This is a genomic window from Gilliamella apicola, assembly GCF_003202915.1.
In the GTDB taxonomy this organism is placed as follows: Bacteria; Pseudomonadota; Gammaproteobacteria; order Enterobacterales; family Orbaceae; genus Gilliamella; species Gilliamella apicola_Q.
Map to the genome: position 1 here is coordinate 912,643 of NZ_QGLP01000004.1, position 21,124 is coordinate 933,766.

21 protein-coding genes are annotated in these 21,124 nt (G+C 35.7%); 7 read left to right on the top strand and 14 right to left on the bottom strand.

Going from position 1 to position 21,124, the window contains the following annotated elements:
- Window positions 1-26: 26 nt before the first annotated feature.
- Window positions 27-656: a guanylate kinase gene (gmk, locus tag DKK79_RS05575; RefSeq protein WP_110423198.1), complete on the bottom strand. Its 630-nt coding sequence runs from the start codon at window positions 654-656 to the stop codon at window positions 27-29.
- A 228-nt stretch (window positions 657-884) separates the two neighbouring features.
- Here gmk and DKK79_RS05580 point away from each other — a divergent pair, with 228 nt between their 5' ends.
- Window positions 885-1,580: an AzlC family ABC transporter permease gene (locus DKK79_RS05580; protein WP_110423199.1), complete on the top strand. Its 696-nt coding sequence runs from the start codon at window positions 885-887 to the stop codon at window positions 1,578-1,580.
- On the top strand, window positions 1,577-1,900 hold the full coding sequence (locus DKK79_RS05585; RefSeq protein ID WP_110423200.1) for an AzlD domain-containing protein: 324 nt from the start codon (window positions 1,577-1,579) through the stop codon (window positions 1,898-1,900). The genes DKK79_RS05580 and DKK79_RS05585 overlap by 4 nt, the downstream gene beginning before the upstream one ends.
- 55 nt (window positions 1,901-1,955) lie before the next feature.
- Here DKK79_RS05585 and DKK79_RS05590 read toward each other — a convergent pair whose 3' ends face one another.
- The 8 genes from DKK79_RS05590 to DKK79_RS05625 all read right to left on the bottom strand — a co-directional run bounded on the left by DKK79_RS05590 (window position 1,956) and on the right by DKK79_RS05625 (window position 10,209).
- Window positions 1,956-2,855 (bottom strand): heme biosynthesis HemY N-terminal domain-containing protein, encoded by a 900-nt coding sequence (locus tag DKK79_RS05590; protein ID WP_110423201.1) that lies wholly within the window; start codon window positions 2,853-2,855, stop codon window positions 1,956-1,958.
- An 11-nt stretch (window positions 2,856-2,866) separates the two neighbouring features.
- Window positions 2,867-4,279 (bottom strand): uroporphyrinogen-III C-methyltransferase, encoded by a 1,413-nt coding sequence (locus tag DKK79_RS05595; protein ID WP_110423202.1) that lies wholly within the window; start codon window positions 4,277-4,279, stop codon window positions 2,867-2,869.
- 9 nt (window positions 4,280-4,288) lie between these two features.
- On the bottom strand, window positions 4,289-5,029 hold the full coding sequence (locus tag DKK79_RS05600; protein WP_110423203.1) for a uroporphyrinogen-III synthase: 741 nt from the start codon (window positions 5,027-5,029) through the stop codon (window positions 4,289-4,291).
- Window positions 5,029-5,946: a hydroxymethylbilane synthase gene (gene hemC, locus DKK79_RS05605; protein WP_110423204.1), complete on the bottom strand. Its 918-nt coding sequence runs from the start codon at window positions 5,944-5,946 to the stop codon at window positions 5,029-5,031. Before hemC ends, DKK79_RS05600 begins: the two co-directional genes overlap by 1 nt.
- A gap of 186 nt (window positions 5,947-6,132) precedes the next feature.
- Window positions 6,133-7,500, bottom strand: a complete 1,368-nt coding sequence (gene purB / locus DKK79_RS05610; RefSeq protein WP_110423205.1) for an adenylosuccinate lyase — start codon at window positions 7,498-7,500, stop codon at window positions 6,133-6,135.
- Window positions 7,501-7,541: 41 nt separating this feature from the next.
- Window positions 7,542-8,180 (bottom strand): high frequency lysogenization protein HflD, encoded by a 639-nt coding sequence (gene hflD / locus DKK79_RS05615; protein WP_181415237.1) that lies wholly within the window; start codon window positions 8,178-8,180, stop codon window positions 7,542-7,544.
- Window position 8,181: 1 nt separating this feature from the next.
- Window positions 8,182-9,300: a tRNA 2-thiouridine(34) synthase MnmA gene (mnmA, locus tag DKK79_RS05620; RefSeq protein WP_110423207.1), complete on the bottom strand. Its 1,119-nt coding sequence runs from the start codon at window positions 9,298-9,300 to the stop codon at window positions 8,182-8,184.
- Between the two features lie 222 nt (window positions 9,301-9,522).
- Complete coding sequence (locus tag DKK79_RS05625; protein ID WP_181415238.1) at window positions 9,523-10,209, bottom strand: LexA family transcriptional regulator; 687 nt, start codon at window positions 10,207-10,209, stop codon at window positions 9,523-9,525.
- A 155-nt stretch (window positions 10,210-10,364) separates the two neighbouring features.
- On the opposite strand from DKK79_RS05625, the gene DKK79_RS05630 reads away from it, so the two are divergent.
- Window positions 10,365-10,592 (top strand): helix-turn-helix domain-containing protein, encoded by a 228-nt coding sequence (locus DKK79_RS05630; protein ID WP_110423209.1) that lies wholly within the window; start codon window positions 10,365-10,367, stop codon window positions 10,590-10,592.
- Window positions 10,593-10,662: 70 nt separating this feature from the next.
- Here the strand turns inward: DKK79_RS05630 and tpiA are convergent, their stop codons facing one another.
- Window positions 10,663-11,427, bottom strand: a complete 765-nt coding sequence (gene tpiA / locus DKK79_RS05635) for a triose-phosphate isomerase (RefSeq protein WP_110423210.1) — start codon at window positions 11,425-11,427, stop codon at window positions 10,663-10,665.
- A gap of 100 nt (window positions 11,428-11,527) precedes the next feature.
- On the opposite strand from tpiA, the gene zapB reads away from it, so the two are divergent.
- The 4 genes from zapB to DKK79_RS05655 all read left to right on the top strand — a co-directional run bounded on the left by zapB (window position 11,528) and on the right by DKK79_RS05655 (window position 14,983).
- Complete coding sequence (gene zapB / locus DKK79_RS05640; RefSeq protein WP_110423211.1) at window positions 11,528-11,773, top strand: cell division protein ZapB; 246 nt, start codon at window positions 11,528-11,530, stop codon at window positions 11,771-11,773.
- A 76-nt stretch (window positions 11,774-11,849) separates the two neighbouring features.
- The gene (locus tag DKK79_RS05645; RefSeq protein ID WP_110423212.1) at window positions 11,850-13,151 is read left to right on the top strand and encodes a DUF2868 domain-containing protein; all 1,302 of its coding nucleotides are present in this window, start codon (window positions 11,850-11,852) and stop codon (window positions 13,149-13,151) included.
- Between the two features lies 1 nt (window position 13,152).
- Window positions 13,153-14,517 (top strand): DUF3482 domain-containing protein, encoded by a 1,365-nt coding sequence (locus tag DKK79_RS05650; RefSeq protein WP_110423213.1) that lies wholly within the window; start codon window positions 13,153-13,155, stop codon window positions 14,515-14,517.
- Window positions 14,518-14,590: 73 nt separating this feature from the next.
- On the top strand, window positions 14,591-14,983 hold the full coding sequence (locus tag DKK79_RS05655) for an NlpC/P60 family protein (RefSeq protein WP_181415239.1): 393 nt from the start codon (window positions 14,591-14,593) through the stop codon (window positions 14,981-14,983).
- A 149-nt stretch (window positions 14,984-15,132) separates the two neighbouring features.
- On the opposite strand, the gene nifJ is transcribed toward DKK79_RS05655, so the two are convergent.
- The 4 genes from nifJ to DKK79_RS05675 all read right to left on the bottom strand — a co-directional run bounded on the left by nifJ (window position 15,133) and on the right by DKK79_RS05675 (window position 21,105).
- Complete coding sequence (gene nifJ, locus DKK79_RS05660) at window positions 15,133-18,675, bottom strand: pyruvate:ferredoxin (flavodoxin) oxidoreductase (protein ID WP_110423215.1); 3,543 nt, start codon at window positions 18,673-18,675, stop codon at window positions 15,133-15,135.
- A 320-nt stretch (window positions 18,676-18,995) separates the two neighbouring features.
- Window positions 18,996-20,033 (bottom strand): phosphoribosylformylglycinamidine cyclo-ligase, encoded by a 1,038-nt coding sequence (gene purM, locus DKK79_RS05665; protein ID WP_110423216.1) that lies wholly within the window; start codon window positions 20,031-20,033, stop codon window positions 18,996-18,998.
- A gap of 91 nt (window positions 20,034-20,124) precedes the next feature.
- Window positions 20,125-20,544: a Holliday junction resolvase RuvX gene (ruvX, locus tag DKK79_RS05670; RefSeq protein ID WP_110423217.1), complete on the bottom strand. Its 420-nt coding sequence runs from the start codon at window positions 20,542-20,544 to the stop codon at window positions 20,125-20,127.
- 3 nt (window positions 20,545-20,547) lie between these two features.
- Complete coding sequence (locus tag DKK79_RS05675; protein ID WP_110423218.1) at window positions 20,548-21,105, bottom strand: YqgE/AlgH family protein; 558 nt, start codon at window positions 21,103-21,105, stop codon at window positions 20,548-20,550.
- Window positions 21,106-21,124: the final 19 nt, after the last annotated feature.

Consider the following 21,124-nt stretch of genomic DNA (forward strand, 5'->3'; position numbering starts at 1 on the left):
GATATTTTTTTATCAATTTAGCTTTATTAATATTCAGGTCTAAGCAGATCTGTAATCAATTGTTTATGTGTCGTCGTTTGTTTTGATAGTTCCAGGCTTGCGGTTATCATGATGGCATTTAATGCGGTTAATGATTCATCAAAATCATCATTAATGATGATGTAATCATATTCATTGTAATGCGATATTTCAGATTGAGCTTTGTGCATTCTTTTACTAATTACTTGAACATCATCTTGGCCACGTTTGATTAATCTATTTTCTAATTCTTTTAGTGATGGCGGTAAGATGAAGATGCTTTTTGACTCAGGCATCTGCTGTCTTACTTGTTGTGCGCCTTGCCAGTCTATATCAAGAAAAACATTAATTCCTTGTTGCAAAGATCGTTCAATTTCATTTTTGGATGTACCATAGTAGTGGTCGAAAACATGGGCATATTCGACAAAGGCATTTTGTTTTATAAGTGATTCAAATTCCTTGTTTTCAACAAAGTAGTAATGTTCACCTTGTTTTTCACCAGGTCTTGGTTTTCTTGTTGTATGTGAGATTGAAACTTTGGCCGGATGGTGACCTGTTTGCGATAAATAGGCTCGAATTAGGCTTGATTTTCCTGCACCACTTGGGGCCGAGATAATAAATAAAGTGCCAGTATACATAAATAATTTTACCGTATTAGTAAGATAATTAGTGATTTTAATTGTCACATAAACTTGTTCAGCGCTATTATAGCAAAATTTGCTTATTGAATGTGGCTTATTGTTTAAGTTGATTTTATTATTTGTATTCTAATCTTTTTTAAACAAAGAAATCATCAAATTGGTTGGTTTTTATTATTACCATTATTCAAAATAGGAAATAGTGTTTGTTTTGTTAAGGAAGGGAAAATGTCATTAACATTTAAAGATGGTGCACGCGCATGTGTTCCTACTTTATTGGGGTATATCGGAATAGGTATTGCAGCTGGTGTAGTGGGTAAAGCTTCAAATTTATCAGTTTTAGAAGTTACATTAATGTCGATTATTATTTATGCTGGTGCATCGCAATTTATTATTACTGGTTTAATGATGGTGGCGACACCAATTACAGCTGTTATATTTACGGTGTTTTTGGTTAATTCACGCCATTTTTTGATGAGCATGGCAACTGCCCCCGCTTTTCGGCGGTTTTCGCTTATAAATAATATTGGTATTGGCAGCTTATTAACCGATGAAAGTTTTGCTGTTGCCATGAATGCTATTGCAAATAAAGCACCAATTACCCCGCCTTGGATGCATGGCTTAAATGTTACCGCCTATGTTGCATGGATATTATCTTGTTTAGTAGGAGCATTAATTGGTGAATGGTTGCCAAATCCTGCGCAATTTGGTTTGGATTATGCATTAGTAGCGATGTTTATTGGCTTGTTATATTTGCAATTGATTGGCGATAAAACAAAAAGTATAAGAAATCGAATTATCGCCATGTTGACAGTCACTGTTATGTTAATTTTTTTATTGCGTTTTGTATCATCAGAAATGGCAATCTTATTTAGTACTTTTGCTGGTTGTTTTATGGGAATTATTGTGGAGCGTAAGGCATGAGTACTTATAGTTTGCTGATTATTTTAGGTAGTGGCATAGTGACGTGGTTACCACGCATCATTCCGTTTTTGTTAGTAAGAAAATTGCAATTGCCTGATGTGGTAATTCGCTTTTTATCCTATGTACCAATTTGTATTTTAACTGCGTTATTTGTACAAAATCTTTTTATAGTTAAGCAAGGTGAATTTCCAAGTTTTAATTTGGAATATTGTATAGCAGCAGTGCCAACCATTATTGTAGCAATTTTGACAAGGAATTTGATGTGGATAGTCATTGCAGGCATGAGCTGTATGGCTTTGATTCGATATTTTATTATCTAATTAAAATATAAAAACTAATGTATAGCAAAGAAAAACAGGGCAGTAGCCCTGTTTTTTATGTTCGTTCTTTTTGAGTTAAACGCATTATGTTTTTATTTAACTCTTCAGCTTCCGCTGTTTGTCCTAATTGTGTTAGGTAATTAACCATAGCTTTTTGATTAGCTAGATTATTGACGATAGCTTTGGGTTGTTGTTTCCACCATTTTATTAGTGCAAGTGGATCGATATCAGTAGATAACTGTTTGATACGACCAATATAGGCTGCTTGTTTAAATTGATCAAGTTGTGAATCAGAATAAGCCTTGGTCTTGTACAAGGTAGGTAATAAATCTATAACAGCTTGATAATCTTCAATTTCATAATATAGCTGGTCAGCTAATTTTAATACCTCAATATTGCGTGGTTTTTCATTTAAGAGTTTTTCAATTGAGATTTTAGCTTTATCATACTCATGGTTTTTTAGTTGCAACCGAATTTGTACAAGTTGAAAAGCAAATAATTCATTAGGTTGACAATGCTTTGCTGCATGTTCTAAAGATTCATTTGCGGCAATTAATTGATCATCATCAATTTGTGTTTGAGCTGCAAGCAAGTAGGATAACGTGGTATTTTGAGCTCCTTTAGCACTCTTCATAAATAATTTTGCCGCTTGGTGATAATTACCTTCTAACAAATAAAATTGTGCTTGCTCAATGCGTTTAAAAGATTTTTTTGGTGAACTTAATCCTAACCAGCTACCGATGAATGTTTTTGAGTTAAAGATTTTAGTTAAGATTTTATAGAGTATATAAAGGCAAAGTAAGCCAATTAGCTGCAATATGAAAAATGCGCTAAAAGACATGCTAATGCGATAGTTGGCAATTTCAAATACCGCTGAACCTTGATTACCTTCAAGTAATGGACCAAGAATAAATCCACCAACTAATACTAAGAATATAATGAGTATTCTGAACATTATTATTCTCCTTATTTACCTGATAGCGATTTAACGCGAGTTTGCATTAATTTTTCAAGTTCGGTAATGCTATCGAGTTTATCAGGGATATTTTGGTTAGTGATTGGTTGGCTTTGTAAATTTTCAAGTTCATTTTGAAATGCGATTACCGTTGGAGCGTTGCCATCAAAATATGCATTAACCCAAATGGACGCATCATTTAATGCTCGTTGATAGATAAGTTCCTGATGTCTTGGTACAGCTTGCGCTGCAATTAATAAACGGAAACGAATATTTTCGCGTAGGTAGAATGATTGCTCAGCACTAAGTGGTGTTTTTAGGATTTGGCATTTAACAATTTGTTTTTCATCACTACCAGCCTTATCTAAACATTCGGAAAAATAGTTATCTTTAGCTGCTAACTTTTCAATTTTAATGAATTTATCCATAAAGACCTTAGCATTTGCTAACAAATTATGTGACCAATTGTTTGTCGAATTGCTAATATCACTATTATCTACCGAGAGAGAGGTGTGGTTATTTTGGTCATTATTCGCAATAGTATCGTCATATTGATTCATACCAAGATCGATATCTTTATAATTTCCAACTAACGGTAATTCGGTTAATGATTCAGTTAAACCAAGTAGTTTTAAAATGATACCATCAGTATCAATTGATGAGACATTAGATAGTGAATTGATATCTTTGCTAATAGCTTGTCGAACTTTTAGTAAGCTAGAATCATTGGCTTCTACAAGGCTTTCATCAGCGCTTTTAAGTAACAAGCTTGCAGTGGTGTAATCTTGATCATTCCAAATCTTTCTGCCAGCTAAATTAACCAGATATTTAGCTTGTGCGATTAACCAATCATTGTTATTGGGTGAGTCTAAAGCGGATAACCGTTCATTAATATTATTTAAACTCTGTTCGTTTAGTTTAGTGATATCGTCTATCTGATGGCTAAGTTGCTGTTGAGCTTTTTGGTTTTCGCTTAATTGACGATCAATGTTTTGGGTTAATAATGAGAAATCTTGTTTTTGTTTATTGGCAGCTTCATTAATTTTATTTTGAAGGTCAGTAATTACGCTGGCTTGATTATTTTGTCTCAAATTGGCAATTTCAGTTTGCAGGGTTGAAATTGTCTGCTTTTGATTTTCAATTTGCCTATGTCCTTCATAATACATCAATCCAGTTAATCCAATTGTCAATGCTATAGCTAGTAGCGATAGTTTTGATATTGGCGTCTTTACTTTATTAGTCATAGCAGATTGTTTAACTTGGGAGTCGTTTTTAGGACTAGAAGTTTTTTTGATTGATTCTTTTTCATTTATGTTCATCGTCTTATTCGCTTCGTTGTTGCTGTTTTTTATTGGCGTTTGACTAAATGAAGTGGTGCTGATGTTGGAAAGTGTTGCATTGGCACCATAATATCTTGATGGCATAAACTAACCTCATTTAGATTCTTGAGAAATATTGTCTGCATTATGACATAGAGTTAATATTGTTTTAAATAAAAATTGATTATTTGCACTAACAATTTGTAAAATTTTATGCCATTTAAGTTGTTTAGCTTTTTCAAATATCCGAGGGCTGGTTACAATTAATTGGGCTTCACACTTATGTTTGTTTTGGCAGTAAGTGTCAAGTTGTAATAGATGATCAACGCTTGTTACCAGTATGTTTTGTTGATCAATGTTATTAGCTAATATTGTGGCAGGGTAAGTAATTGGTTGGCGAAAATAACATTCAACTGATGTTACGTTTGCTTTTTCGGCTAATGTTTGGGATAGCAGTTGCCGTCCATTATTTCCACCGAGAATTAATACCGAATGACCTTGTAGGTCAGTTAATAGTGGTAATAATCCTTCACTATGTTCTTCACTTGGATAATCAATATGAACACCATTTTGCTGACTAAATAATTCGGCCGATTTTTTGCCTATGGCAAAATAACGTAGATGCTTAGGAAAACTTAGTTTTGGTAGATGTCGGCTTATCATGTGGCTAACTTGTGGCGAAACCACAATAACGATATCAGATGCAGTAAGTTGGTTGAGCTTTTGTTGAAGATTATTTAGTCCTTGTCCAGCTGAGATTTTAAAAAAAGGGAGATGAGTTGCTGGAATATTCGCTTGATTTAATTGCTGAGTTAAAATATCCCCTTCGGGAGAAGGGCGAGTAATATAAATCATCAGTTATTTAGTTCCGCTAATATTTTATCAGCCCCTTTGGCTAATAATGCTGATGCCAGTTGTTGACCTAATGCTTCAGGTTGAGTTGCGGTTCCTGTTACGGTAACTTTGATAATTTTGCTACCATCAATATTGCCAACTAAGCCATTTAAACTTAATGAATCATTAGTTAATTGACTGTAACAGGCAATCGGTACTTGGCAACCACCTTGTAAGGCTTGATTCATTGCTCTTTCTGCTTGAATACATATTCGACTGTTTTTATCGTCAAGTGGTGCAAGTAATTTTAAAATCGTATTATCATTTGACCGTGTTTCAATACCAATCGCTCCTTGCCCAACTGCCGGTAAAATTAAGTCAGTGGTAATATATTGTTTAATTCGTTCTTGTAATCCTAAACGCTTTAAACCAACAGCAGCGAGGATAATGGCGTCGTATTCTCGATTATCTAATTTAGCTAATCGTGTACCTACATTCCCACGTAGATCGGCAATTTTTAAGTGTGGGTATTTGGCGCGTATTTGACATTGGCGTCTTAAACTTGAAGTGCCCACAATGGCGCCTTGTGGTAAGCCGTCCAAACTTTGATATTGGTTTGATATTAATGCGTCACGAACGTCGTCACGTTGACAGATGGTGGTTAGCATTAATCCTTCTGGAAATTGGGCAGGAATGTCCTTAATTGAGTGAACCGCGATATCAGCTTTATTGTCTAATAGAGCTTGTTCTAATTGTTTAACAAAAAGTCCTTTACCACCAATTTTCGCTAGAGGGCTATCTAAAAGCACATCCCCTTTGGTTACCATCGGGATCAGTTCAACAGTTAGATCTTTATGGATGTCTATCAGTTGTTTTTTTACAAAGTTAGCTTGCCAAAGTGCTAAAGGGCTTTTTCTTGTTGCGATACGGATTTTCAATGAGGTTTCCTATCTTGCAAAGCTTCAATTGTATTAACTTTTTATATTAAGCCTTTATCGATTTACCTAAAGCCAATACTTTAATGACTTTAGGTATCAATACGTTTTATTAATCTTTGAAAACTATTTTTTTGAGATCATTGTTTAAAAAACATTGTTTTAAAAACGTGGTTTAAAGATCACAGTTTAAAGTTCATCGACAAAATTAATGGCATATCCAATATAGTTTGCTGGTGTTAATTGTTTTAATCGCTCTTTTTCGTGTTCCGGTAACGCTAAGGAATCAATAAATTGTTGCATTCCTTGTGCATCAACACGTTTACCGCGAGTGAGCTCTTTTAATTTCTCGTATGGTTTCTCTATACCATAACGACGCATCACGGTTTGAATTGGTTCGGCTAGCACTTCCCAATTGCGATTAAGTTCTTCAAGTAAATATTCATAATTTACTTCAAGTTTATTTAAACCTTTGAGTGTTGATTGATACGCAATGATTGCATAACCAATCCCGACACCTAGATTTCTTAAAACAGTTGAGTCAGTTAAATCACGTTGCCAACGAGAAATAGGTAATTTACTACCTAGGTGTCCCATAATGGCGTTCGCTATACCTAAATTACCTTCTGAGTTTTCAAAATCAATTGGATTAACTTTGTGTGGCATAGTTGAAGAGCCAATTTCACCAGCGACTGTTTTTTGTTTGAAGTGATTTAATGCGATATATCCCCAAATGTCACGGTCAAAATCGATCATGATGGTATTAAATCTGGCAATACAATCAAAATATTCAGCTATATAGTCATGAGGTTCGATTTGTGTAGTGTATGGATTCCATTTTAAACCTAATGAAGTAACAAATTCTTCACTAAATTTATGCCAATTTATTTTCGGATAAGCAACCATATGAGCATTATAGTTACCTGTAGCACCATTAATTTTACCAAGAATTTCGATTGACTCTAATTGTTTAAGTTGTCGATTTAGGCGATAGGCAACATTGGCAAACTCTTTACCAATAGTTGATGGAGTAGCCGGTTGTCCATGTGTTCTCGATAGCAAGGGCAGATCACGATAAGCTTTTGCTTGAGCGGTAATAGTAGCTATTAATTTTTTCCAATAAGGGACGATTACCGTATCTTTAGCTGTTTTTAACATTAATGCATAAGATAAATTGTTGATATCTTCTGATGTGCAGGCAAAATGGATAAACTCGTTAATAGCTTGTAATTCTTGGTTGCTATTGACTTTTTCTTTCAAAAAATACTCAACGGCTTTAACATCATGATTTGTCGTTTTTTCGATTGTTTTAATCCGTTGTGCATCTTGTTCGTTGAAGTCCTCAACAATTTGGTTAAGGTGATTGATAGCCTGATTACTTAAAGCTGGAACTTCTAGAATATCTGCTTGGCTAGCTAATTTTTTTAACCAACAAACCTCAACTTGAACGCGGTATTTTAATAAACCATATTCACTAAAAATGGGACGTAATTCTGTTGTTTTGTCACCATAACGACCATCAATTGGTGATAGGGCGGTTAGAGCAGATAATTCCATCGGTTTTACTCCATTGTTATTTTTTAAATCTAATAACGTTATTAATTAATCTTTTTTAATAATTCTTGTGCGGCATTATCTATCCGTTTACGACTGAATAGAATCTGGAGGCGGTTACCACCAACTTGATACCATAATATGGCTGAACGAACACAACCTAATAGTGAAGCCCTAACTTTAGCTTGAACTAATGTATTTTGTAGATATTCAGCTTTACCCACCACCTTGATTTTTGTTGATAATGGACTGATGATATCTGAATAGATTCCTGCTAATGAATAAGATAAGTCATCAACATGTTCGCTTATTATTTCGTCATTCATTGCAGAATAGAGACCTGAAATTCTTTGTAAACGTTGATCTATTTTGTCTAGCGCTTGGTTATTTTTTAATAGTTTACTCGTAATACTTAACGTGCCAAAAAGATATCGAATAAGTTCAACTTGCTGTTTTTGAGAAGATGATAGTAGGGAAATGAGTGTTTCTAAACCCGTTTTAATATTGTTGATCCCATCATACACATCATCAGTGGTTTTTGGTGATGTATTAAAAATGCTTTTCAATGATATTTGATAAAGGGTACTATTACAAACCCCAGTATTGGCAAGCTGGGGTATAAGTGTCGCACTTTGCGTAACACCGGCAAGCGCTATCGCAATATGGTGGTATTTATTGTTCACTTTAATGCTCCTTACCGCTTTTAATTCGTTCCTCGATAATACCGCCACCTAGGCAAACTTCACCTTGATAAAATACCGCTGATTGTCCTGGTGTGACTGCCGCAACGGGTTGGGCAAACTTCACTTCAATTTTATCTTCATTTATTGGTGTGACACAACAAGGGATATCTTGCTGACGATAGCGGGTTTTGACAGTGCAATGGAAGGATTGAGTCACCACTTTACGATCAACCCAATGCAGTTGCTGGGCAATTAAACCATCTGAATATAGTGCAGGATGGTCATGTCCTTGAGCAACAATTAATTCGTTATTATTAATATCTTTATCAACCACGTACCACGGAGTGTCATCGGCTTGTTTTAAACCACCAATGCCTAATCCTTTTCGCTGTCCTAAAGTGTGATACATAAGTCCTTGGTGTTGGCCAATAACTTTTCCTTCTACGGTACGAATGACACCAGGCTGTGCAGGTAAATAACGTGCTAAAAAGTCACTAAATTTTCGTTCACCAATAAAGCAGATACCAGTTGAGTCTTTTTTATCTGCGGTTATTAGGCCTAATTCTTCAGCAATTTTTCTTACTTGTGGTTTTTCAAGTTCTCCAACAGGAAACAAGCTTTGACGAATTTGGTCTTCACTAAGTGTATATAAAAAATAACTTTGATCTTTATTATTATCGATCCCGCGTAGTAATTCGACTTTGTTGCCGTTTTCGCGTTTACGAACATAATGACCGGTAGCAATATAATCGGCATTCAAATCCTCGGCTGCGAATTCTAGGAAAGCTTTAAATTTGATCTCTTTATTGCATAAGATATCCGGATTTGGCGTACGTCCGGCTTTATATTCACTTAAGAAATGTTCAAATACATTATCCCAATATTCAGCAGCAAAATTTATTGTATATAATTTGATATTTAATTTGTCACAAACGGCTTTTGCGTCAGCGAGATCGACTGCTGCAGAGCAATATTCTTCGGTATCATCTTCTTCCCAATTTTTCATAAATAGACCAACAACATCGTAACCTTGTTGTTGTAATAAATAAGCAGAAACGGAAGAGTCTACGCCGCCAGACATGCCGACAACGACTTTTTTTCGACTGTTTACATTTGGCATAATAACTAAATTAGTGGACTAAATATTAAGTTAATTTTAACACAACTGAGGTAAAAAGTATAAGGTTATGCCGTTTTTGATATGGATAGATGACGTAAATTTGTTGATAGCGAGTTAATTGATAAATAATTCGCAGAAAAAACTGAATTATTTATCAATAGAAATGAACATTGATTACCATCAATGCAGTAAGAAATAAAAAAATTAATGATGTTAGTTATTCTAATCAAGATTTTTTAGTAAATAAATTACATGACCGATAACTTTAAAGTTTTGTAAGTCGTTTTTATCTCCAATGATATTGGGGTATTTCGGGTTATCTGAAATTAAAACTAGATTTGAACCTTGATGTTGAATACGTTTGACAGATATCTGGTCATCATATTGTACGGCATAAAGAAAGCCATCTGTTGGTTTACAATTCGCTTTATTAACAATAACAATATCCTGATTGGATATGGTTGGTTCCATACTATCGCCTTTAACCCAAACCGCCGCTAGATCACCAGTTTCACAATTATGATGTTTAATTAAGGTTAGATCAAAGGGGATCGATTCTATAACTGAAAATGCTTTATTGATTTCATTTACATTATGAAACGGTATATGAACAGAAACTTGACCAGAGCCTTCATCTGCTAATCTACATCCTCCTTTACCCGTTGCTAACCATTCAATTGGCACATCACATTTTTGCGCAATAATTGCAAGTCGATTGAGTGATGGATAGGTTTTACCACATAAGTAATCACGGATGACAGCTTCTGACATACCCACTTTTTTGGCGAAAGCATTACCAGAAAGACCTTCTAATACGAGAGTTAATCGATTTTTAAAATTTATTACACCTGTCTCAGTTAGGTTTCGTGTTTTTTCTTGCTCTGATGGTTTTTTTACTTTGTTTTTCATTCTATTAAATTCCATTTATCGTTGATTTTTTGTTTTTATTATTTTAATTCGTTTTTTTATGTGTTATCCTTTCTGATGATTTCATATCGGATTAATCTTATGATACCGATAATCTGTACAATAGCAAAAAAATTTAACTAATAGAGGATCTCATAATGAGAGAACAAGATCAAGACTGGACACCATCAAGAGTTGTAGGTGAAATTAAAATACGAGGCGGAAATTTAAGGTCACTTTCCCGTTCAAGTGGTTTACAGGCTGATACTTTACGTAATGCTTTATATCGTCATTGTCCAAAGTACGAACGTATTATCTCAGAATATTTGAATGTACCTGTTGAGCAAATTTGGCCATCAAGATATGAAAAAAAAGGTAAAAATTAAATTTTCTATTATTTTTCAGAATTAATTAAAAAGACGCCTTTTAAAGGCGTCTTGCATTTTATTTTATATTTTATTTCTTAGCTTGTTCTGCTGCTCTAACAATTGCAGCAAAGGCATCTGCTTTTAATGAAGCACCACCCACTAAAGCTCCATCAATATCCGGTTGAGTAAATAGCTCAGCGGCATTTTTGTCATTTACTGAACCACCGTATTGAATGATAACTTGTTTAGCGACAGTTGCATCTTGTTTCGCAATATGATCACGAATAAACTTGTGAACGGCTTGTGCCTGAGCTGGAGTTGCAGATTTACCTGTTCCAATTGCCCAAACTGGTTCATAAGCAATCACTGCACCATTAAACGCTTGAACACCTAAGGCGTTTATTACAGCATCAATTTGGCGTGCACAAACCGCTTGAGTTTGACCTGCTTCGTTTTCAGCTTCTGTTTCACCAATGCAAAGAACTGGAACTAGTCCGGCTTCTTTTAATACGCCAAATTTCTGCGCGATAAATTCATCTGATTCTTTATGATAAGTACGACGTTCAGAGTGGCCAATAATGACATGAGTCACACCGATCTCTTTTAACATAGTAGCCGAGACTTCACCAGTGTAGGCACCTGAAAGATGAACACCAACATCTTGTGCGCCTAATAGAATATTTGAGCCACCTAATTGATGTCTAACGAAATCTAAATAAACCGTTGGTGGTGCAATTGCAATACCACAGTTTGCTTCCGTTGATAGCTCAGATCTTAGCCCTGCAACTAAGTCTTTTGCCATTCCGATACTACCATTGAGTTTCCAGTTACCCATAACGAGAGGTTTTCGCATAATTTTCTCCAACTTAAGATTTAAAAAGGTGTTGATTTCATAATGAATTGGTTATAATAATTGTTATTATACACCAAATAAATTGAGCTTGAGGAAAAATATGTCATTAGAAATATTGAATCAGTTAGAAACTAAAATTCAAAACACAGTAAACACAATTAATACTCTGAAACAAGAGATTGCAATTTTAAAACAAGGTAATCAAGAACTTGAACAATTAATTAATGAAAGTTCTGATGAAATGAAAACATTACGTGACGAAAATGAGAAGTTAAAACAAGATCAACAGATTTGGCAACAACGTATTCAAACTCTGTTAAGCAAAATTGGTGAAATAACACAGTAAACGATTCAATCTTTTTTAACGCGACTTAGGTCGCGTTTCTTTTATTATGTTCAACTAACGTGAAGACGATATTTAAATGCGTGAACAGTTAAAAACTCTATGGCTTACTGAAACTATTCATTTAATTGAGTCAGAATCTGGACGATTTGCTGATCAAGATATTAATCGACAAGTTAGTGCTATGCCAACATCTTTGGTTAATCGCATCGTTTTGCGTGCTACTTTGTTGTCAAAACGAAATGGTTTGTATTCGGCTCAGAAAATTATTTTGCGTTCTATAAAGCTCTCTTTTTTTTTGTTACTGTTATTATCGATATTTTTAGGTAGTTCATTAACTTTTAGTGCATTGAGTCAAAATCCAATTAATTTGTATTGGGCGCTATTTAGTTTATTAGGTGTTCATTTTATTACACTCATTATTTGGCTTGGTTCATTTTTCTTCTTTTCACGTTTTGGGGGAAGTCTATTAATTCATTGTTGGTTATGGATAGCCGAAAAACTGTATCAAAAAAAGACCGTGCAACAGCTAATCCCCGCTTTTATCTCGCTATTTGGTTCTCGAATTCGTTGGTTGATTGGTTTTGTTCTAAATCTGTTTTGGACAGTTATTTTAAGTAGTGCATTAATCATTTTAATTGTGTTGTTCTCAACTCAACATTATAGCTTTGAGTGGAAAAGTACATTGTTGAGTGCTGATGCCATTATTCGCTTAACCCATTATTTAGGTTATTTGCCTTCTTTGTTTGGTTTTTCTCTACCGAAAGATGAAGTGATTAAACTCAGTGAACATGCATTAAACCCTGGTGATATACGTTCTTCTTGGGCAATTTGGTTGTTGGGTATTTTTATCTGTTATGGATTGGCTGTACGGTTCGTGTTGATGATTATTTGTGGGATTACTTGGCTAGTCAGTAGCCGAAAAATCAAATTAAATTTGAATGATCCCGATTATCAAATTCTTGCTCAACAATTACAACCACTTTTGAATAAAGTAGTTGATGAAGATAAGTTAGGTGAACATAAATGGCAATTGCCAATATCGCAGATTGAAGATGGACAGGGCGTTTATTTAGTGGCTGTAGATATTGATGAAAATTGGAATCCCCCCGAATCCGTTACTTTTTATGGTTTTTTAAATACTCGTGAAGAACGAAGGGCTCTATTAGATTATTTGCAATTAAAGCCTGCCCATAAATTGTTAATTGCAATTGATACTGACCGCGCCCCCGACCGCGGGATATTAAACTTTATTCAACAATTGATGAATAAATCACAACAAAGCCGAATATGGTTTATTAATCAAGGTAAACAGTATCATAATTGGCAACCGTTATCTTTACCATTAGCTAACCCTAATTGGTTAAAACAGGATAATTAATATGATAACTTCATTAAAATTAGCGATAGTCGGACATGCAAATTTTGGTAAAACTTCGCTGTTACGTGCATTGATACGTGATAGTCATTTTGGTGATGTTTCTGATAAGCCTGGCACAACCAGACATGTGGAGTCGATCAAACTACCTTTAGCAGATAATACCGATATAACTTTTTATGATACCCCTGGATTCGAAGATAGTTTGACGCTGTATGATTATATTAATCAGCTTATTCCACAAGATACTAAACTTGACGGTGTTGATAAATTAACGTTATTTTTACAAAGCCCTGAAGCTGAAAACCTATTTAATCAAGAAGCGAAAGTGATCCGGCAGGTGTTAAATTGTGATGCAGCTATCTATGTGATCGACGTGCGGGAGCCAGTTCTACCTAAATATCACGATGAATTAGCTATCTTAGCCAATAGTGATAAACCGATTCTTGCTGTACTTAACTTTGTTTTAACAGAAGAACAAAATGAAAAGGAATGGAAAAGGCTACTTTCAAGAATGGGAATTCATGCTATTATTGGGTTCAACGCTGTTTTCCCGCATTTGGATGGTGAAGAAAAATTATACAAAAGCCTAGCGTTACTGATTGAACCAGCAAAAAGAATATTGGATAATTGGCTGATTAACATTGCTGAAATTCGTGAATCACGTAATCATACTGCTAATTTGATTATTGCCGAAGCATTAGTCGACGTGACTGCTTTTTATGAAATGGCAAAATCCGATGATAAGCAGGCTATAGCTGATATGCAAGATAAAGTCAGAAAACGTGAACAGAAAGCAATTAATGATTTATTAAAGCTCTATCAATTCGATTCAACTCAAGAAAGTGAAGAGAATCTACCTTTAATTAAAGGTAGATATAATGCAGATTTATTTAATATTGATGCGTTAAAAATGATGGGGATTCACTTGACTAAAGGTTTTGTGTCAGGTGCGACAATTGGTGCAAGCATCGATTTAGCTACCGGCGGATTATCATTTGGTTCCGCTGCATTAATAGGTGCTGTTGTTGGTAGTTTGATGCAAACAGCAAAGCATTATGGTTCTAGAATGCGTTATCAGCTTTCTGGATATAGTAAACTAAGTGTTGATGATGTGATTATTTGTTTTCTTTCTTTACGATTACTTCGACTTAAAGAAAGTTTAAATTATCGTAGTCATGCTAATCTTAACCCAGTTAGGTTGTCCAAATTAGACAAGAACGAGTGGCAAAAAGGGGTTTTGCCGAAAAGTTTAAAGTTAGCAAGACGTTATTCGCATTGGTCGACTTTAAGTAAAGGAACAAGAAGAAATGACAAAAAAAGACAATCGATTATTAACGATGTTGCACAACAGTTGCAACTTAGTTAAAAAGCGATTTTCAGTAACAACTCTGATTTTATCGATATTCTTATTATTTGGTTGTAGTAGCAGCCAGGGGCAGATGTCTGTTAAGTCTGATCCTGAAATGTTGACAAAAATTGAACAACATTACAATAAATGGAAGAAAACTCCCTATCGTTATGGTGGATCTACATTAGCGGGTAGTGACTGTTCGGCCTTAGTAATGAATTTCTTTAAAAATAAATTATCAAAAAATCTACCAAGAACAGCTGCCGCACAAGCTAAATTAGGTCATCAAGTGACTAAACCTAAGGCGGGTGATTTAGTGTTCTTTAAAACTGGACGTAGTAGTAGTGGTTTACATGTTGGTATCTATTATGCTAATGGTCAATTTTTACATGCTTCAACATCAAAAGGTGTTATCTATTCTAATTTGAATGATGCCTATTGGAAAAAACATTATTGGATGACACGGCGTGTGACAGGTAGTTAGTAAGATTTAATAATGCTAAAAAATAAAAAAAACTCTCTATAGGTTAACTTTAGAGAGTTTTTTTATTCCTCAAAAAATTTTCAATCTTACCAAATCTGTTTTTAATAAAGTTATATGGATTAGTTTAGTAAACTAATCCGTTTTTTAATTTAACTATCTGCTGGCGTTTCTATATCAGAATAGGTGGCTAGCATCTGTAAGAATTTAAATTTAGAGTTCACCATTTTAGCGGATTGCGTATGTAAGGTATTGGCAATTATAGGTTCGAGTGTTTCCAAACGGCGGAAACGTTGTTCTCTGAGTAACACATCCGTTAATGATTCGCTATTTGGTGCTTTTGAGTCTAATGCTAAACCTGGTTTACCTTCAAGCGTACGACGAGGATCGTAACGATATAGAGGCCAAAAACCAGATTTAACCAAATCTTTCATTTGTTCATGAGATTTGGATAAATCATAGCCATGCTCTTCACAAGGACTATAAGCAATAACAAGAGAAGGACCGTCATAGGCTTCAGCTTCTTGCAATGCTTTAAGTGTCTGGTTCAGTTGCGAACCTAATGCAACTTGAGCGACGTAAACATGACCGTACATCATTATACTTACCCCTAGATCTTTTCGGGCTTTATTTTTACCCAAATCAGCAAATTTAGACACAGCTCCCATTGGGGTTGCTTTAGATTGTTGGCCACCGGTATTTGAGTAGCATTGGGTATCAAGTACTAAGATGTTAACATTTTCGGTTAAACTCATTACATGGTCGAGCCCACCAAAACCGATATCATAGGCCCAACCATCACCGCCAATTGCCCAGACAGATTTGTCGATCAGGTAGTTGGCATTCTGCATTAGCTCTTTAGCTTCGGACGAGTTTAAATGCGTTAATTGTTGACGCAGTATATCGACTTGCTTACGTTTTTCATCAATGGAAAGATCCGGTGATTGTAAACTCATTACAATCTCTGGCGAAATTTCACCAGCGACATGTTCCAGTAAACGTAATGCTCGTTTTTTATGTTGGTTATAGGTAATGCGATAACCAAGAGCAAACTCTGCATTATCTTCAAATAATGAATTAGCCCAAGCAGGACCACGACCACTACGATCAGTAGTATATGGTGATGAGGGTAAATTACCTCCATAAATTGATGAACAACCGGTCGCGTTGGCAATAGCAAGATGGTCTCCATACAGCTGTGTTAGTAACTTGATGTAAGGTGTTTCACCACAACCAGCACATGCACCAGAATATTCAAATAATGGGGTTAATAGTTGTGATGTTCGAATATCTATACGTTCAAGTGTTTTAATCTCACGGTCAGGCAGGGCTGTAAAATAGTTGTAATTATTCCGTTGTGTTTCAAGATTATCGATGCGTGATTGCATGTTGATTGCTTTGATATCAAAGTTATTGCGATCACGTGATGGGCAAACTTCAACACACAAATTACATCCGGTACAATCTTCAGGGGCAACTTGTAATACATATCGTTGACCTTTCATGTCTCGTGCTTTTACTTCAAGTGAGCTTAGTGATTCAGGTGCATTAACCATGTCATCAGGTGTTACTACTTTAGCTCGAATAGCGGCATGCGGACAGGCTACCACACAGTGGTTACATTGAGTACAAAGATCAGGTTTCCAAATTGGAATTTCTTCGGCAATATTACGTTTTTCCCATTTGGTTGTACCAACAGGCCATGTTCCATCCGGCGGGAAAGCCGAAACCGGTAAGGTATCACCTAAACCAGATAACATGGTAGCTGTTACCATCTTAACAAAATCAGGTGCATTACTTGGTACGATAGGAGGTCGCGAAGGACTGCTTTGATCAACACAACTTAACGGAATTTGTTCAAGTGATGCAATGGCCAAATCAAGCGCTTTCCAGTTATTTTCAACAATTTCTTGCCCTTTACTGCTGTAACTTTTGGCAATAACTTCTTTTAGCTGGCTAATACTGAAATCATTTTTAAATATTTCAGATAAATGGAAGAATGCTGCTTGCATTACGGTATTAATTCTCGCCCCTAAATTACATTCTCGAGCGATTTTAGCCGCATTAATTATATAAAAATGCGCTCTTTTCTTAATTAGTAGGACTTGAACTTCCTTAGGTAATCGATGCCAAATCTCATCCTTGCTATAAGGTGTATTTAGCAAGAAGATACCGTCATCCTTCAATCTTTCAACGATTTGGTATTTATCGATAAACTGATCTTGATGACAACCGATAAAATGCGCACTGGTGATTAAATAAGGAGAATCAATTGGATCAAGGTTTACTCTAAGATGAGAAGTGGTTAAACCGCCAGCCTTTTTCGAGTCATAAACAAAATAACCTTGAACATAAAATGGAGAGCTATCACCAATGATTTTGATATTATTTTTAGTCGCTGATACCGTTCCATCACTTCCCAATCCATAAAATAAGGCTTCGAGGGCTGATTTTTGCGGTATAGATTGTTCGGGTAACGGTAATGACAAACCGGTAATATCATCGTAAATGCCAACAGTAAAGCGAGGTTTTGGTTTATCAGTTGTTAATTCGTTAAATATCGCTAATACACAGCGAGGATCGAACTCTTTTGATGATAAACCATAACGACCACCAATAATTTGAGGTAAATAATTACGTTCTCCACGAGAAAAGCTTTCTGCAAATGCGGTCATTACATCTAAATAAAGTGGTTCAGCTTGAGCTCCCGGCTCTTTGGTGCGATCCATCACCGCGATTTTTTTCACGCTTTGCGGAATAATATCAAGAAGATGTTTTGCTGAAAAAGGGCGGAATAATCTAACGATAACTAGACCAACTTTTTCATCGTTTTTGATAAGATGATCGACCACTTCTTTAGTTGTACTGACACCAGAGCCCATGATGACGATAATACGCTCAGCATCTTTTGCGCCATAATATTCGAAAGGTTGATATTTTCTTCCGGTCTCTTTTGCAAATGCTTGCATCGCATCAACAACATGATGGTAAGCATTTTCATAATACGAATTAACCGCTTCACGACATTGAAAGTAAGTATCCGGATTGGCTGAAGTTCCACGTATTACCGGCTTATCTGGTGTTAATGCTCTAGCTCGAAACGCATCTATCGCTTCGGAAGGTAATAAATGACGAATTTGATCATCACTAATTGGATGAATTTTATTAACTTCATGTGATGTTCTAAAGCCGTCAAAAAAGTGGACAAATGGCACACGGCTATTAAAGGTTGCTATTTGCGAAATCAACGCTAAATCTTGTGCTTCTTGTACCGAGCTAGAACAAAGCATAGCGAACCCAGTTTGCCTGATTGACATGACATCTGAGTGATCACCAAAAATAGATAACGCATGAGTTGCAACAGTACGAGCGGCAACATGTAAAACAAAGGGGGTTAACTCTCCGGCTATTTTATATAGCGAAGGAATCATTAATAGTAAACCTTGGGAAGAGGTAAACGATGTTGCTAATGCGCCCGTCATTAAAGCACCGTGCACGGTTGATATTGCACCGGCTTCGGATTGCATCTCTACCACTTTTGGCGTATCACCAAATACATTGGGTTTATTAAAGTCTGCCCATGTACTTGCTTGCTCAGCCATGGATGAACTTGGTGTAATTGGATAAATAGCAATGACTTCGTTTGCACGATATGCGACAGATGACACCGCACTATTAGCATCTGATATGATCATTAAAAAACCTTGTATTTTATAGTGTTATGACATTACTTCATTATTATATTTTTGGCTATTGTACCAGAAAGTCTGATAGCTTTTAGTTATTTTTATGTTAAATTTTTCGTTGTAGCTGGTCGTTTTTAATCACAACTAAGGAAATTATTAGCTGTAAACTGTAGAGAAAAGATTAATTACTGAGCTAATTAAAAGCGTTAATAGCTATGAAGATTTTTAACGTCTGAATTATGCTTAGTCATGATACATGATAGGCAGTACTTATGTAAAAATTTATATTATCCAACTAGTTGTAGTTGAATAATATAAAAAAAGAGGCGTTATTTTATAATTACTCGCTCAGCGGATGATGACGTTTTTATTTCACCTAATAGCCATGCTTTTTCACCATGTTGATTAAGTAACTGGATAGCTTGGTCTACTGACTGTTTTGGTAAAGCGATAATTAAACCGACACCGCAGTTAAATGTGCGATACATTTCATGACGGCTTACGTTACCAGCCTGTTGTAGCCAGTTGAAGATGGCCGGCCATTGCCAACTAGATTCATCAATAATCGCTTGAGTGTTATCCGGTAAAACTCGAGGAATATTTTCCCAAAACCCACCACCGGTAATATGGGCAATCGCATGAACGTCGATTTTTGCAATCAAATCTAACACTGATTTGACGTAAATTTTAGTTGGAGCAAGTAAATGATCGGCTAATGGTTTGCCATCCAATTGCTCTGTAGCAGGGTTTACACCACTGACTTCAATTATTTTACGCACCAAAGAATAACCATTGGAATGAGCACCACTTGATGCAAGGGCAATTAATGCATCACCATCTTGTACTTTACTGCTATCAATTATTGCCGATTTTTCAACAACACCGACACAAAATCCAGCTAAATCATAATCGTCACCTTGATACATACCAGGCATTTCCGCCGTTTCACCACCAACTAATGCACAACCAGATTGTTTACAACCTTCAGCGATACCTGTAACGACAGTTGCTGCTACATCAACATTGAGTTTACCGGTTGCATAATAATCTAGGAAGAATAATGGTTCTGCCCCTTGAACAATCAAATCATTAACGCACATTGCAACTAAATCAATACCAATTGATTCATGACGATTTAAATCCATCGCAAGACGTAATTTTGTACCAACGCCATCAGTACCTGACACTAAAATAGGTTGCTTATATTTTTGTGGAATTGCACATAGTGCACCAAAACCACCTAGTCCACCCATAACTTCAGGACGTTTGGTCTCTTTTACGACAGATTTAATGCGATTGACCAATTCATTACCAGCATCAATATCGACACCGGCATCTTTATAGCTAAGAGATTTGTTATTTGACACGGGGAGCAGTCCTTACAGTAGAAAAATTGCTGGTTATTTTAGCAAGGATGAAATTTATTGGCGACTAATTATTGCTAAAATAACTCATTGATTAAATGGAATCGTTATTTGCAAACCAACTTTCTAAAATAATAATGGCGGAAGTTGCATCAACATGGCCTTTTTCAAGAGCTCGGTAACCGCGCGAAGCAAAAATATGTGATTTTGCCTCAACAGTTGATAATCGTTCATCTTGTAGATGTACTTGATAACCAAACATACCATGCAAGCGATTAGCAAATTTACGAGCTCTAGCTGTTAAAGGTTGTTCTGTACCATCCATATTTAGTGGCAAGCCTACCACTAAATAATCTGGTTGCCAGTCGTTAAGTACTTTTTCAATAGATTGCCAATTGGGTATGCCATCACGCGCTTTAAATGAACAAAGCGGATTTGCTGTTTTAGTAATATCTTGGCCAATAGCCGCCCCTATACTGGCCGTACCGAAATCAAAAGCTATAATGGTAGCCATGGTTTATGCATTACCAATTTGATGAGAAATCGTACTGATATTAATACCCAATGCTTCAGCGGCTTTTTTCCAACGATCTTCAATAGCAACTTCAAAAATAATTTGTGGATCAGCTTTAGTAACTAACCAATCATTTTTGGCGACTTCATCTTCAAGTTGAAAAGAGTACCAACTGGAGTAGCCTAGCGCTAAAAAGATATCTTTCGGTTGTTCAGGTGAGCCGATTGATTTCAATGCATCAAGTGATGTGGTTATCATAACATCGTCAGAAATTTGTATACTAGAGGCAAATCCCTGATGCGGTGTATGTAGGATAAATCCTTGCTCATCAGCAAGAGGTCCTCCACAAAATACTGGATGCTCAAGCTCAGCACAACTTTTTGAGGCGGTGATTTCGAGCCGAGATAGTACCGTTTCAACATTGAGTTCTAAAATAGGCTTATTAACAATAATGCCCATCGCACCATCTCGATTATGTTCACAAATATACACCACAGAACGACTAAATATAGAATCATGAACTGTTGGCATAGCAATAATAAAATGATTTTTTAAATTCATACGCTCACATTGTAGTTAA